Genomic DNA, 13,857 nt, shown 5'->3' on the forward strand with positions numbered 1-13,857 from the left:
CGCGACAGTTTCCACGGCGAGTGGAACTACATGTTCACTTCCCGTAGACCCGACATAGAATAATCAAGTTATTTCAATGCAAATCCAAAACGTTGACGGCCCGGAAGGGCGAGACCGAATATTGACCGGTGAGCGACTCCGGGAACGGCGGTACGGGAAGATTTCCCGCGGCCGGCGCGCGTTGTCGCCGATGTTGACGCCCTGCGTCACGTGCCGCTGTCCATCGTGACAGAATCCGTAGTCGATCGCGATAGCGCCGATCGCGACAGCGCAGGCGTTCCCGGCACGCCCCGAGAACGCCTCCCACCGGTCCGTCACCCGGAATTCCGGCCGCCATCCCCGCCGTCTCCATATCTTTTCCTAACCCATGGAGGAAAACAGGATGACAACCACGACCCCTGTTCTGGGACTTGACGTCCGCCCGCTTTCCGGCTACATCGGGGCCGAGATTCACGGAGCGGACCTGCGCGAGGACCTGGACGACGCGACCATCGCCGAAATCCGCTCCACGCTGCACCAGTGGAAGGTCGTCTTCTTCCGCGGCCAGAACATCGACCACGCCCAGCAGGTCGCCTTCGGCCGGCGCTTCGGCAAGCTGACCCCGGCCCACCCGCACGAGGACGCGCCTCCGGCGGGCTTCCCGGAGATCCTGCCGATCGACAGCCGACGGTACGCCAGGTTCTTCGGAACGAAGAAGAAGGTCACCTACGACAATGGCTGGCACACCGACGTCACCGCGCTGGTGAACCCGCCCGCCGGGTCGATCCTGCGGGCCGACATCGTCCCGCCATACGGCGGTGACACCGCGTGGACCAACCTGGTCGCCGCCTACCAGGAGCTGCCCGAGCAGCTTCGGGACCTGGCCGATGGCCTGCGCGCCCGGCACAGCTTCGGAAACTTCCCCAGCGAGAGCGAGTACGGGCGGAAGGTCGCCGCAAACCCGCTGGTCGCGATCCACCCGGTGGTGCGCGTCCACCCGGAGACCGGCGAGCGGGCGCTGTTCGTCAGCCCGAGCTTCACCTCCAAGGACAGCGAGATCATTGGTTTCTCGCCGAAGCAGAGACACCGGATCCTCGACCTGTTCTACGAGCAGATCTCCCGGCCCGAGTTCACGGTGCGGTTCAAGTGGAACCCCGGTGACATCGCCTTCTGGGACAACCGCGCGACCTCCCACCTCGGCCCGTCGGACCTGGGTCACCTCGACTTCGACCGGGTGCTGTACCGGGTGACCATCGAGGGCGATGTTCCGGTCGGCGTCGACGGCAAGGAATCCGAACTGGTCGCCGGGGAACCGTTCCTCGGCTCCTGATCCGCTGTCCGCCGGTCTCCGCGGGCACCGCGGGCACCGGAGCCGGCGATCCGCTGACAGCCGCGAGGGCCAAGTCCCGCGCGGCTGTCAGCACACCGCCAGACAATCCACCTCGAACGACAAGCCGCCCCGACCAACGATCCACCCCGAACGGCCACCGTTTGTCCGCCGGATCACGACCGAACGACCCGATAGGGAGATTTCCGATGCAGCATCGACGACCGCGCAGGCGGCGTCTTTCCCTCCTGTCCGCCGGACTCGCCGCGGCCGTCACGGTGACCCTGGCCGCCTGCGGGAGCGAGGACGGCAGCGGCAGCGCGGGTTCGGCCGCCACGGGTGGCCAGGTGACGCTGCGGATCGGCGACCAGGGCAAGTATCTGGAACTGCCGCTCACGCTCTCCGGCGAGGCGCGGGGCACTTCCTACGGGTTGAGCTGGAACACCTTCGCCGACGGTCCGCACATGAACGCCGCGTTCAGCGCGGGCAAGCTCGACGTGGGCTTCATGGGCGACACACCGGTGCTGTTCGCGAACGGGGCGCACGCCGGCGTGACGGCGGTCGCCGTCGCGGAGAACCCGGTGAACACCCAGACGATCATCGTCAAGGCCGGCTCCGGGATCCACAAGCCAGCCGACCTCAAGGGCAGGCGCATCGCCCTCACCCTCGGTACCTCTCTGCACGGTTACCTGCTCAACCAGCTCTCGTCCGCCGGTCTGAAGCAGAGCGACATCACCCCGGTGAACGTGCCCATCACGAGCCTCGGAGCGACCCTCGCCTCCGGTCAGGTCGACGCCATCGTGTACGCCAAGCAGTACGTCGCCGCGGTCGGCCAGCAGGCCCCCGGTTCCTACGAGATCGAGACCAGGCCGCTCCCGGTCTTCTCGGTCGTGCTGGCGTCGAAGAACGCCCTCAAGGATCCGGCGAAGCGCACGGCGGTGCAGGACTTCCTGATCCGCCTGTCCCGGGCGTCCGCCTGGCCGAAGGCCCATGAGGACGAGTGGATCCAGAAGTACTACGTGGGCCAGCTCAAGCAGAACCCGCAGGCGGCGAGGAAGTACTTCGACTCGCTACCGCAGGCACTCTACAAGCCGGTCTCCGCAAGCTTCATCGAGAGCCAGCGCGTGCAGGCCCGGCTGCTGATCGACGTCGACCAGCAGCCGAAGACCCTGAACGTCGACGACGAGATCGACAAGGGTTTCAATGCCGAACTGACCGCCGCGTTCACCAAGGCCTCGCTGGCCACCTGAACCTCAGAACACCAGGACATTCCATCCGAGGGGAGGATCAACGTGACCGAACTCATCTCACCCGGCAGCGTCATCGCCGGCGGCCGGACCGAGGCCGGGCCGCGCGGCACCGGCGGGCGCCGGTGGATTCCGCCGGAGGTCCGCCGGTTCACCGGTCCCGCGCTGTTGTTCGCCGCCTGGTGGACGGTCACGGGACTCGGCCTCGTCAGCGACCGGTCGTTGGCCTCCCCGGCCGCGGTGTTCGGCGCGGGACGGGAGCTTTGGAACAGCGGCGAGCTGCTGGACAGCCTCGGCATCTCGCTCTACCGGGGCGGGGTCGGCCTGATCCTCGGAGTCACCATCGGGCTGACTCTCGCGGTGATCGCCGGTTTCTTCCGCGCCGGCCAGGACGTCGTCGACTCCGCGATGAACTTCCTACGGACGATCCCCGTCATCGCGTTGCTGCCGCTCATCATCGTGTGGATCGGCATCGGCGAGGAAGCAAAAATCTTCCTGATCACCGTGGGGGTCTCCTTCCCCATCTACATGAACACCTACTCCGCCATCCGCGGGGTCGACATCAAACTGGTGGAGGCCGGCCAGACCTTCGGCCTCGGCCGGTTCGGGCTCATCCGGCGGGTCATCGTTCCCGGCGCGCTCCCGGGCTTCCTCGTCGGTCTGCGCTGGGCCCTGGGAGTCGCCTGGCTGCTGCTGGTCTTCGCCGAGCAGGTCAACACCGACAAGGGCATCGGCTACCTGCTCAACAGCGCGCAGTCCTGGAACCGGACCGACATCATGGTCCTCTGCCTGGTCATCTACGGAATCCTGGGACTCGTCAGCGACGGAATGGTCCGTATCCTGGAAAGGACGCTGCTGTCATGGCGCCGCGGCTTCGACGGAACCTGAGCACCGACACCGACACCACGGCGGCGGCCACGGCCGTCGCCACCCTGGAGCGCCCGGCCACCGACGACGCTCAGTACACCACCAGCGCTCAGCGCACCGCCGAAACCGGCGAAACCCGCGGTGCCGACGGCGCCGCCATCCGGATCCGCGGCCTGCGTCGCACCTTCGGGGATCACACGGTCCTCGACGGCCTCGATCTCACGGTCGCCTCCGGGGAGTTCGTCGCCCTGCTGGGCCGCAACGGGTCAGGGAAGAGCACGCTGATCCGCATCCTCGGCGGCTTCGACGGCGACATCTCCGACGAGGTTCTGGCCACCCGGCAGCGTTCGGTCGTCTTCCAGGAGGCCCGGCTGCTTCCCTGGACGCGGACCCTGGCCAACGTGACGATCGGTCTGTCCGGCCGTGACGTCGCCGAACGCGGACGGGCGGCGCTCGCGGAGGTCGGGCTGGCCGGGCGGGAACGGTCCTGGCCGGTGACCCTGTCCGGCGGTGAGGCACAGCGGGTCGCGCTCGCCCGGGCGCTGGTCCGGGAGCCGGACCTCGTCATGCTCGACGAACCGTTCGGGGCCCTCGACGCCCTGACCCGGATCAGGATGCACGCCCTGCTCCAGCAGCTGTGCCGTCGTCACCGGCCGGCGGTGCTGTTCGTCACGCACGACGTCGACGAGGCGATCCTGCTCGCGGACCGGGTGCTCGTCCTCACCGAGGGACGGCTCTCCCTCGACGTTCCGGTCGATGTGGCGCCCCCTCGGCGACGGGCCGACCCCGCCTTCGACCGGCTGCGTTCCACGCTGCTGGCCGAGTTCGGTGTCGACGAACTCGCCGAAGGCGATCACTGACCCGCCGCCGTCGAGCGGGCGATCTCGGGTCCGGTGGTCTGCGCCAGCAACGGCATGGTCGACGCGATGACGGCGAGGGAGGCGACGAGTCCGGTGATGACGAGCAGGTAGTACCCAGCTCCGGGTGGATGGAGGGCCTCGTCGAGCTGCGCGCGCAGGAAGAGCTGGGCCGCGAGCAACCCGGATCCGGCGGAGACGGCGGCCGTGAGCATGAGCGGGGCGACCGTTTCCAGGATGACAACATGCCTCAGCACCGCGAGTGGCGCGCCGGCAAGGCGCAGGAGGCTGAACGGGCGTTTGCGGTCGGCCAGGCCGCTGGCGACGCTGACCGCCAAGCCACAACCGGCGATGGGCAGGCTGGTGAGAATCACGACGTCCGCCAGCCGCCGGTAACTGTCAAGATGCCACGAGCTCTGGGCGTCGGCCTCCGCGAAGGTCACGGGCGGAAACGTTCTCGGGTAGGCGATTCCGAGGATGGTACGGACCCGTTCGACCGCGGCCGTCGACCCGTCCGTGACGACGACGATCTCCTCGAGGGGAAGCCGCTCCAACTCGGTGACGGACGTCCCGGCCGCCGGCCACGTGGTGTCGGCCATTGGCGAAGCCACGTCGACCACCGAGCCGCCCACGCGGAGCCGGATGGTCACGGCCTCGGCGCCGGCCGGGCAGCGACCGAGCGTCGGGACGCGGGCAAGCTGGGCACAGGAGACTAGTTTGGGCGGCAGATATTCACGCGGATCGGAACCGGGAGCGGCGTGGATCAGCGCGATCCCCATGACGCCTGAGGCCGAGGCCAGCGCTCGAGTCGTGGCGGAGGGGATCGAGCTGGTCGTGTTCATCGCGGCCGGGCCGTCCCTCAGCGTGGCGACAACGGTCGCGTCGCCCGCGGCCTGCCCACCGGTAGTGCCGCCGTTGTACGCGACGATGGTGGTGATCCCGGTCGCGCACGTGCTGACGAACAGGGCGAGCACCAGCCCGCCGATCGCGCGAAAGCCCGCCTGAGGGTTGTCGGCCAGACGACGCGCGGCGATGAGGGTGGCCGCCCGCCTGGCGCGTCGGGCCATCAGCCGGGCGCTGGCCATCGTCAACCAGGGTCCGGCGATGATCAGCCCGGCCATGGTCACCAGGATCCCGGCCAGGAAGACGACGGCCTGGGTGTAGGTGCTGGTCTTGGTGTCCGCGCCGATGTCGTTGACGTAGGCAAAGTAGCCGAGTTCGGCGAACCCGGCCAGTAGCGGGATCACGCGCCACGCGCGGGGCGGGCGGGGGGTCGCGCGTCGGGTCACTCTCAGCGGAGAGATGTTCACCCGACGCAACGCGACACGGGCCGCGACAGCGGCCGCGATCGGGATGCCGAGCGCGACGAGAAGCACGTCGGGCAGGCGCAGTGACAGGTCGGCGGTGAAGAACGCCTCGCCGGTGAACGGAATCCGCGCCAGCGCCGGGCGCAGTGCGTAGAACAGGCCGAAGCCGGCGGCCACTCCCGCGGCGGCGGCGACACTCGACTCGACGCCGGAGATCACCGAAATCTGGCGGGGCGTCGCGCCGATCAGGCGCATCGCGGCGAAGCGCTGCTCCCGGCGCGCGGCGGACAGCCGGGTCGCGGCGCCAATGAAGATCAGCACCGGAAACAGCAACGCGGCGATCACGACCGCCAGGATCAGCGTGATGCCGTTGGAGTTGATGCCGCCACCGAGCGCGCAGGCGCCGACGCAATCGCTGGGCGTCGTCGTGCTGATCCGGTTGACCAGGTCGACGCCGTCCTGGTGGGAGAGGTCCTCGACGCGGTGGCCGATGACGATGATCAGCGAGTTCGGCGCCGGCAGGGCCGCCGAGCCGATCGTGCCGACGAGGGTGCCGGGGTAGCGGTCGCCGAGCTGTGCCGCGGGGGTGTCGCGCAGCAGTTTCGCAAGAGCGGGTGAGGCGTAGAACTCCCCCGGGCCGGGGAGCTCCCCGATGCCGGGCGGGACCGGGGAGTGAGGGCCGGTGGCGGCGACGTCGACCCACCCGATCTGTCGACCCCGGTAGTAGTCGGCGCGCAACCGCCACCACAGCGGGTCGGCCCCGACCGCGCCGTTTGCGGCCGGTGCGGCCGATCCGGGGTAGGCGGTCTCGAGCCAGGCGTAACGGGAGTTCTGGGTGCTGACGGCGTTGAGGCCGGCCAGCGTGGTCAGCAGCAGGCCCACGCCGATCGCCACCGCGATCGCGATGAGGGCCAGCCGGGCGACGGCATCCCGTCCGCCGGCCAGGGTGAGCCGAAGGCCGAGTCGGATCACGAGACGACCAGCTCGCCGGAGGTCACCCTGCCGTCGCGGACGATGATCTCGCGGTCGGCATAGGCGGCCACCCGGGGATCGTGGGTGACCAGGACGACGGTCGTGCCCTGATCGCGGGCCGCGGCCACCAGTAGTTCCATCACCCGCTCGCCGGTGAACGAGTCCAGCGACCCGGTCGGCTCGTCCGCGAACAGCACCTCCGGGTCGGCGACTAGGCCGCGGGCCAACGCGACGCGCTGGGCCTGCCCGCCGGACAATTCCCCGGAGCGACGGCGCCCGAGCCCGTCCAGGTCAAGTCGCTCCAGCCAGCCGCGGGCCTGGCCCATGGCGTCGGCGCGGCGCGCGCCGGCCAGCAGCAGCGGCAGCGCGACGTTCTCCTCGGCGGTGAGTTCCGGGACGAGCTGCCCGAACTGGAAGACAAAACCGAACCGGTCGCGCCGCAGCGCGGCGCGCTCGTTCTCGCGCAGGGTGTCGATCCGCCGGCCGGCGAAGTGGATCTCCCCGGCGTCCGGGGTGAGGATTCCGGCCAGGCAGTGCAGCAAGGTCGACTTACCGGAGCCACTCGGCCCCATCACAGCCAGGATCTCCCCGGTGGCGACCGACATGCTCGCCGCGCGCAACGCGGGCGTCTGACCGAACGCCAGCCGGATCTCACGCGCCGCCAGCAGGCGCCCGGATCGGCCCGCCGCGGCGGAGGCCGGGGGCGCGCTCACGGCCTGACCACCCGTGCCAGCGCGTCCAGCCGGGCCGAGGTCAGCTCGATCCAACGAAGATCGGCCTCCAGGTGGAACAGGCCATGATCGGCGAGCAGCGCGTCGACCAGGCTCCCGGTGCGCTTGAGCTCGGTCAGTTCCCGCATCCGCCGCATGTGCGCGGCCCGCTGGACGTCGAGGTACCGCTCGGCCGAGCGTCCCGACATCAGGGCCAGCACCACCTTGACGAACAGCACCGTCTGCAGGTGCGGCTCGGCCGCCACCGGCGTCGCGAGCCACGTCTCGACATCGCTGACGCCCTGTTCGGTGATGACGTAGCGCTTGCGGTCAGGCCCGGCGCCCGGCTCAGCCTCGGCCGCGATCGCCTTCCCGTCCCGAGCCAGCCGCGCAAGCGTCGCGTAGACCTGGCCGAACGGTAGCGGCTTACCCCGGCCGAAGAAGGTGTCATAGTCGCGCTTCAGGTCGTACCCGTGGCTCGGCTCTCGCTCAAGTAGCCCCAGAAGGGCCAGTGGAACGCTCATACCGCCAGAGTCTACATCGAGTGTAGACTCGACGGTAGGCGGCTCCGGTCTTCGCGGCGACCTTCATCTGCTCGTAGTCACGCGCCTTGTCCCGCGTTGCCGGGCCGGTGATGTCCGCGACTGAGCGGAAGCTGTCCTCTTCCCCGAAGGGCTCCGACGCCTCGCGCCAGCCGGGCGGCGTGACGCCGAGCTGCTTGCCCAGCAGCGCTACGAAGATCTTCGCCTTCTGTTGGCCGAAGCCCGGAAGCGCCGCGACCCGCTTGAGCAGCACCTTGCCATCGGTGGCAGTGGTCCACAGCCGCGCGGCATCCCCGTCGTACTCGTCGACGATCAGCCGGCACAGCGCCTGCACTCGCTTGGCCATCGACCCCGGAAACCGGTGCAGCGCCGGCTGCCGCGAGAACACCGCCCCAACGCATCCGCGTCGTAGTTCGCCAGCTCCTCCGCGTCCAGCGGCCGGCCGAGTCGCAGCGTCAGCTCATATGGCGCCACGAACGCCCGCTCCAACGGGATCTGCTGGTCCCAGCCAGTCCCGGAAAGATGGAGTGATGGATAAGGTGATCAAGCAGACTCGCGAAGGACCCTGCGCACGATCTCTTCGACTTGGTCCACGGTCACCACGGACGTCTCAGGACTCTCCATCGCCCGCGTGAGGATGCGCCGGACCAGGGCCGAGGTTGGAATGTGCTCGGCGGCCGCGCGAGCCTTGAGAGCGTCCGCCAACGATGTGGGCACCCGTACCGAGACGACGGCCTGCTCGGACTCCACCGCCTCCGCCTCGGCGGCTTCGGCCTCCTCAGCCGCGTACTCGGCTCGGATCGCCTCCCGCCGGGCACGTCTGGACGGATCAGTCATTGTCGCCTACTCCCTCCAGGTAATCGCGAAAGTCGCTCCCCCGGGTCTTCCAGGCGGTGATCCCGGCTTGATCAGTCGGATCGATGATCACAGTCAGCACGAACCCGGCGTTACGCGAGTAACCGATCAGGCGAGCCGCGCCTATCCTGCTCTTCGGGTCGGGGTCGCGAAGGATCCGTCTCGGGTCCCTGGCCGCCTCCAAGGTCCACTCGGGCTCGATGTCCGTCGCGCCAAGGTAGCGATCGGAACGGTGCCGGATGTACTCCGCGTCGTCCCGGTCCCACCACAGGCCGTCCACCACAACTTACAGTGTCACACAGCTACTTACCTACGCGCCGGGCGACACCCAGATGATCACCGGCCCGGCAACTGCCTGAGCCGACGGGTACATCGGTCGCCCTGGGGATTCGGTTTGACCTTGCCAGCCGCGATAGGGATGAACGATGCTCGCCTTGCTCCATCCGCAGCTATCGACCGACTGCCCGGAGAGCAAGATTCTGCACCACCATGGGCAGTAGAAGGTGCTCAGCCTTGAGGACTCGTTCAGAAAGGCTCTCAATGGTATCGCCTGGCAGGACGGGGATTTCATGCCTGGCGATAACACGACCTTCGTCATACTCCGCGGTGACGATGTGGACCGAAGGGCCTGTGACACGGTCGCCGGAAGCCAGTACGGATTCATGAACAGCCCTGCCGTACATGCCCTTTCCGCCGTGCCGGGGAAGTAGCGACGGATGTGTGTTGATAATTCGACCAGCGTACGACTCCAGTGTACGAGGGCCGATCTTCTTCAGATAGCCCGCGGTGACGACCAAGTTGATCTGGTGCTCGCGCAGTAGAGCGCATATGGCCACGTCGAGCCGGGCCGGATCGGGATGCGTCACTCCGGACATGTGCACTGCGGGTATGCCGTGGGCTCGGGCATACGAGAGAGCGCCGGAATCCTTATTGTTACTCAGGACCAGAGCCAGATGGAACGCCGCGTCCAACCCGAGGGATGCCTGGTGTAGTGCATGCAGATTCGTTCCGGTGTGCGAGGCGAACACCGCCACGCCAAAATCAGCCACGCGCAGCACCCAATTCACCGCAGGATCAGTTCGCCGATGGTTTCGCAGCGGCCTTCATCGCCTTCTTGAAGTCCCGGACCTTGATCCTCGACTCGGGGCTGGTGACGTCCGCGATCGAGCGGTAGCTGCCGTCCTCGCCAAAGGGCGCACAGGCCTCCTTCCAGCCCGGCGGGGTCACACCGAGCTGCTTACCGAGCAGCGCCACGAAGATCTTCGCCTTCTGCTGGCCGAAGCCGGGCAACGCAGCGACCCGCTTGAGCAGCTCGCGGCCGTCGACCGCACTGGTCCAGATGGCCGCCGCATCCCCGTCGTAGGAGTCCAGGATCAGCCGGCACAGGGCCTGCACCCGCTTGGCCATCGACCCGGGAAACCGATGCAGCGCCGGCTGCCGGGAGAACACCGCCCCCAACTCGTCCGGCTCGAACTCGGCCAACTCGGTCACGTCGAGCGGCCGACCCAGCCGCTGCGCGAGCTCGTACGGCGCGGCAAACGCCCGCTCAAGCGGGATCTGCTGGTCCAGCACCATGCCAATAAGGAGGGCAAGCGGGTCGCTGGTCAGCAGCTCGTCAGCCGCGTCGATCTGGCTCAGGCGTAGTCCCACGTCGTCACGGTAGCCGACTGTGCGACAAGGATCGTCACGCCGCCCGCCAGATAGCCGTACCGCGATGCATCGAAGGCGGCTGCCCGCAGGATGACGACTACGCGAAGATCACGTCACGTACGCGAGCCCAGGGCAAACCACCGTCCGCGCGCGGGCTCCTAAGCTCGAACCGCCGCATCGAGGTCGCTGACACCGCTCCGGCCGGCACCCGCCGAACGTGTGCCGCAGATCGAAGCGATGAGAATCAGATGAAGACTCCGGCGGATGCGGCGTCTCCCCGCCGCACTTCGACGGTGCTTTCGAACTTGCGCCAGTCATTCCCGTTAAATGGGTTGTTGTTGTTGATGTTGAGTAGCAGGCGGCCGGGCTTCGACGGCGATCCTTCCCAGAAGCCCCCTGCCTCGATCCAGTTCCCAGCGGCACCACCAAATGAGATCACCAGAGCGTAGGCAGTCCCGTCGGGTTTGGGCGCCGCCTTGTCCGCTTTATGCCCTGGCCAGCCCTGCGGGCCGTGCAGTCCGGCCAGAAAGACGCCGGACCAGATCTCGCCTCCGGTGCTGACCGTGACCGTGTCTCCGGGGTTGACATTGATACCGGTGTCCACCAATCCCCCACCCGGCCCATCGTAGGGGAAGAACTTCGCACCGATCACGTCGGCTCCCTGCGCAGACAGGGCCTGGACGTATTCGGCGGAAAGGGCGACCCGCGCCACCGTCCCGTCCGCGACGTGGCGAGCCGTGAACGAAACCGGAGCGCCGAGGTTCTGGGTATTGAACATTAGGCCGCTCTTGTACACTTGCTCAAGCTCCGCGATGGGATCGGCGAGGGTCTGAAAGTTGCGCCCACCAGGAACTCCGATTGTGTACGCCTTGACCTGCGAACTCTCCAGGACCTCCTTCATGCGGATGTCAACACTACCGGTCACGGAAGTGGCTCCCTGAACATTCGCTTTGAGGGCGGCCGTGAGCTCCGAACTGGAGAAGGACCCCTGTGCCGTCAGGCAGATGAGGCGGCCGTACTGCACGCTGTCGATATAAAGGGGAGGATTACCCGCGCCGACGAACGGCACGACGTCATCGAAATCGACGCCGTCCCAGAATCCTTCGGCACCCGGACCGCCGGGCGTGAAGGTCACCGAGTAGAAGATCTGCCGGATGACCGCGACGGCGACGCTCTGCTTGTAGCTCTGAGTGAGGGACGCGTTCGCATCGACGCCGAAGTTGGACCCTTTGACGGTGAGTCCGAGCTTGGCGCCGACCTCCCGCAGCGTCGATGCCTTGTCCACACCAATCTTGAGGATGCCCGGGGAGTCCGTCGGACTGACCTGCTGAATAATCGAGCGGCGCGCCGCGTCCATGCTCGCTGACGATGGACTCTGTATAGCCTGGCTCTGGCCCGCGCCGACGCTGTTTGAGATGAGGTCGGTAACGACGCTGACTGTGCCCGGGGAACGCGGGAGCGGGCCGACAGGCGCGACATCACCGGACAGGAGCACCTTTCCTTGAATAATCTGGCCCGGCCAGACTCCCATTGCTGCGATGTCCTGGAGAAACGCCTGCTCAACTATTTCGTTGACCAGCCTCCGGCGCTGTTCGGTGACGATGTAGGCGATCCCGCCCGCGTCAACGGTCGAGGTCTGGGGTGGGGCCAGATCGCTGGATCCGGTGACTACTGGTGGCAGTCGGCCGAGCTGCTCCAGAGAGGTTGACAGGCTGGGACCGGCGTCGATGTAGCCCGCCGCGGGGATGCTTCCCGCGCCACCAGGGATTCGGAATGAAATAACTTGTTCACTTCGGGGTCCTCGCGAGCCCGTGACCCGCGAAGACGCATATTGGCTTGCATTAATTACTTCATTACGAATTCCAGGGATCCCTGTCGCCCAAATAGGCCGGTTACTTTTGTGGCGGATGACGAGATTTCCATCGTTCTCAAGAACAAGGAAGGGATTGATGAAAGCCGGCCCCCACGTTCCAGATCCCCAGCGAGGGAGGCCATCCTTGTCGTACAGCACGAAATTTCCGTCGGTCTGCATGACAGCCCGGGTGGGCCGCTGCTCCTCCGGGAGCATCCAGGTGTCGGCGGACCAGTAAGCGTTGGCTACCCCGAGAGGTGCCACTGGTGTCGTCCGTTGGTACAGAACAAGATTACCGTCGGACTGCATGAGGAGCTCGAACAAGCCGTTGACGGACGTGAGCTTGTCATCGCGACTGAGCTGTGCGCCAGAAGGTAACCGATCGGTCATGGCAGAAACAACCCCCCGCTTGCGCAACACATACTCTCCACACCGGAGACGCATCGCCACCCTCCGAGCATGGTGGCGACAGCGATGACGTTACCCGTAGGGTGACTGCACTGCAAGACGATGATCGGCTAGGGCGGATCTAAACCGAACTTACGTGATGTTGGTCGAGACCAGGGCGGTGACCTGCGGTTTCGTGGGAATGACCAGAACGTTCGTGTCTACAAACCCTCTAGTTCGACGGGGCGTGACCACGAACTGGCTGAACCCAACAGAGAGTAGCAGGTCGTTAGTGGACACAAAATTGACCCCGTGAGCCGTTCTCGCTGGTCAGACCCCCGAATCCTTGATCGACGGTCGTAAGTTCGGTCTGAAAGCCACGACAAGATTCGGAACGAAGCTGGCGGGAGTTGACGCGGCGGGTACGTAGCCGCCGCTGCGTCCAGATGATCGCCTCTGCGGGGCACGGCATCGGCCGAGTGCTCCTGGTAGAAGCGGACGGCGAGGACGCCGGCCGTAGCATCCTCGATCAGCCGCCGGCTGGCAACCACGGCTGCGACGCCCGGTTGGATCAGGGCGTTGGGGCGGGGCGGCGGCTTTCTCGGGGCGCCGTGCTGCGGCGACTCCCGAGTCGCGGGCGGACGCAAACCGTAGCCGCGCACCTCATGGTGCCGACGGTCCGCTTCGTGAGGGAGGCGAGCGGCAGGTAGCTGTCCAGCGGCCGGTCTCGGTACCCGGTCCCGCGGCAGGTGAAGTGCAATGTGGTGTGGCTGCGCGTTCCGCGTGGCACCGCAGCCACACGAGGGGCCGGACCGGACCACACGCAGGGAGTGGGCCGTCCAACTCAGGCTACGAGCCCAACCGTGACGATCTGCGGCCAGGCCGACCTCGCCCCCTTCTACGCCATCCTTCCGACACCCGCTGGTCGAGAACCATGGCGATGAGGAGCGCCAACGGGTCCTTGGTCAGCAGTTCGTCGGCCTCGTCGATCTGGCTCAGGTGCAGTCCCACGGCACAACCGTAGCCGAGCGCCTGGCGGCAGCCTGGCCGCCGTGGTGGCGCTCACCCAGGCGGTGTTGCCGCAGATGCGCCAGCAGCGCCGCGGCGCGATCGTCCAGCTGAGCAATATGGGCGGCCAGATGTCGTTCGCAGGGTTCTCGGCGTACAGCGCGACGAAGTTCGCCCTGAGGGCTGGTCGGAGGGTCTGGCCGACGAGGTCCGCCCGTTCGGTGTCAACGTGCTGATCGTCGATCCGCACCGGCCTGTTCGACCCGACGCGCGCACCAACCAGGCTTGTTTTCCGCA

The 13,857-nt window shown here is 67.2% G+C and carries 15 protein-coding genes; 5 read left to right on the forward strand and 10 right to left on the reverse strand.

The genetic code is table 11. The features are described from left to right. Positions 1 to 382 precede the first annotated feature (382 nt). From AC08OJ_RS13735 to AC08OJ_RS13750, 4 genes are all read left to right on the forward strand, one after another. Positions 383 to 1,309: a TauD/TfdA dioxygenase family protein gene (locus AC08OJ_RS13735; RefSeq protein ID WP_476595920.1), complete on the forward strand. Its 927-nt coding sequence runs from the start codon at positions 383 to 385 to the stop codon at positions 1,307 to 1,309. Between the two features lie 206 nt (positions 1,310 to 1,515). Then, on the forward strand, positions 1,516 to 2,556 hold the full coding sequence (locus AC08OJ_RS13740; RefSeq protein ID WP_476593280.1) for an ABC transporter substrate-binding protein: 1,041 nt from the start codon (positions 1,516 to 1,518) through the stop codon (positions 2,554 to 2,556). Between the two features lie 42 nt (positions 2,557 to 2,598). After that, positions 2,599 to 3,441: an ABC transporter permease gene (locus tag AC08OJ_RS13745; protein ID WP_476593281.1), complete on the forward strand. Its 843-nt coding sequence runs from the start codon at positions 2,599 to 2,601 to the stop codon at positions 3,439 to 3,441. Further along, positions 3,414 to 4,280, forward strand: a complete 867-nt coding sequence (locus AC08OJ_RS13750) for an ABC transporter ATP-binding protein (protein ID WP_476593282.1) — start codon at positions 3,414 to 3,416, stop codon at positions 4,278 to 4,280. Before AC08OJ_RS13745 ends, AC08OJ_RS13750 begins: the two co-directional genes overlap by 28 nt. Here the strand turns inward: AC08OJ_RS13750 and AC08OJ_RS13755 are convergent. The 10 genes from AC08OJ_RS13755 to AC08OJ_RS13800 all read right to left on the reverse strand — a co-directional run bounded on the left by AC08OJ_RS13755 (position 4,274) and on the right by AC08OJ_RS13800 (position 13,563). Next, positions 4,274 to 6,556, reverse strand: a complete 2,283-nt coding sequence (locus AC08OJ_RS13755; protein WP_476595921.1) for an FtsX-like permease family protein — start codon at positions 6,554 to 6,556, stop codon at positions 4,274 to 4,276. The genes AC08OJ_RS13750 and AC08OJ_RS13755 overlap by 7 nt on opposite strands. Then, entirely contained in the window at positions 6,553 to 7,269 is a 717-nt protein-coding gene (locus AC08OJ_RS13760; RefSeq protein WP_476595922.1) for an ABC transporter ATP-binding protein, read from the reverse strand. The genes AC08OJ_RS13755 and AC08OJ_RS13760 overlap by 4 nt, the downstream gene beginning before the upstream one ends. Next, positions 7,266 to 7,790, reverse strand: a complete 525-nt coding sequence (locus AC08OJ_RS13765; protein WP_476593285.1) for a PadR family transcriptional regulator — start codon at positions 7,788 to 7,790, stop codon at positions 7,266 to 7,268. Before AC08OJ_RS13765 ends, AC08OJ_RS13760 begins: the two co-directional genes overlap by 4 nt. After that, positions 7,756 to 8,196 (reverse strand): HhH-GPD-type base excision DNA repair protein, encoded by a 441-nt coding sequence (locus AC08OJ_RS13770; protein WP_476593286.1) that lies wholly within the window; start codon positions 8,194 to 8,196, stop codon positions 7,756 to 7,758. Before AC08OJ_RS13770 ends, AC08OJ_RS13765 begins: the two co-directional genes overlap by 35 nt. A gap of 155 nt (positions 8,197 to 8,351) precedes the next feature. After that, on the reverse strand, positions 8,352 to 8,645 hold the full coding sequence (locus AC08OJ_RS13775; protein ID WP_476593287.1) for a ribbon-helix-helix protein, CopG family: 294 nt from the start codon (positions 8,643 to 8,645) through the stop codon (positions 8,352 to 8,354). Then, a complete protein-coding gene (locus AC08OJ_RS13780) occupies positions 8,638 to 8,946 on the reverse strand; it encodes a hypothetical protein (RefSeq protein WP_476595923.1) in 309 nt (102 codons plus the stop codon). Before AC08OJ_RS13780 ends, AC08OJ_RS13775 begins: the two co-directional genes overlap by 8 nt. Positions 8,947 to 9,112: 166 nt before the next feature. Next, positions 9,113 to 9,730, reverse strand: a complete 618-nt coding sequence (gene purN / locus AC08OJ_RS13785; RefSeq protein WP_476593289.1) for a phosphoribosylglycinamide formyltransferase — start codon at positions 9,728 to 9,730, stop codon at positions 9,113 to 9,115. A gap of 7 nt (positions 9,731 to 9,737) precedes the next feature. Next, a complete protein-coding gene (locus tag AC08OJ_RS13790) occupies positions 9,738 to 10,313 on the reverse strand; it encodes an HhH-GPD-type base excision DNA repair protein (RefSeq protein ID WP_476593290.1) in 576 nt (191 codons plus the stop codon). A 244-nt stretch (positions 10,314 to 10,557) separates the two neighbouring features. Next, positions 10,558 to 12,585 (reverse strand): thiol-activated cytolysin family protein, encoded by a 2,028-nt coding sequence (locus AC08OJ_RS13795; protein ID WP_476595924.1) that lies wholly within the window; start codon positions 12,583 to 12,585, stop codon positions 10,558 to 10,560. Positions 12,586 to 13,401: 816 nt separating this feature from the next. Further along, the gene (locus AC08OJ_RS13800) at positions 13,402 to 13,563 is read right to left on the reverse strand and encodes a hypothetical protein (RefSeq protein ID WP_476593292.1); all 162 of its coding nucleotides are present in this window, start codon (positions 13,561 to 13,563) and stop codon (positions 13,402 to 13,404) included. Positions 13,564 to 13,637: 74 nt separating this feature from the next. Between AC08OJ_RS13800 and AC08OJ_RS13805 the strand changes: the two genes are divergently transcribed. Next, entirely contained in the window at positions 13,638 to 13,796 is a 159-nt protein-coding gene (locus AC08OJ_RS13805; RefSeq protein WP_476593293.1) for an SDR family NAD(P)-dependent oxidoreductase, read from the forward strand. Positions 13,797 to 13,857 lie beyond the last annotated feature (61 nt).

Source organism: Frankia sp. CgKIO3 (assembly GCF_977946435.1).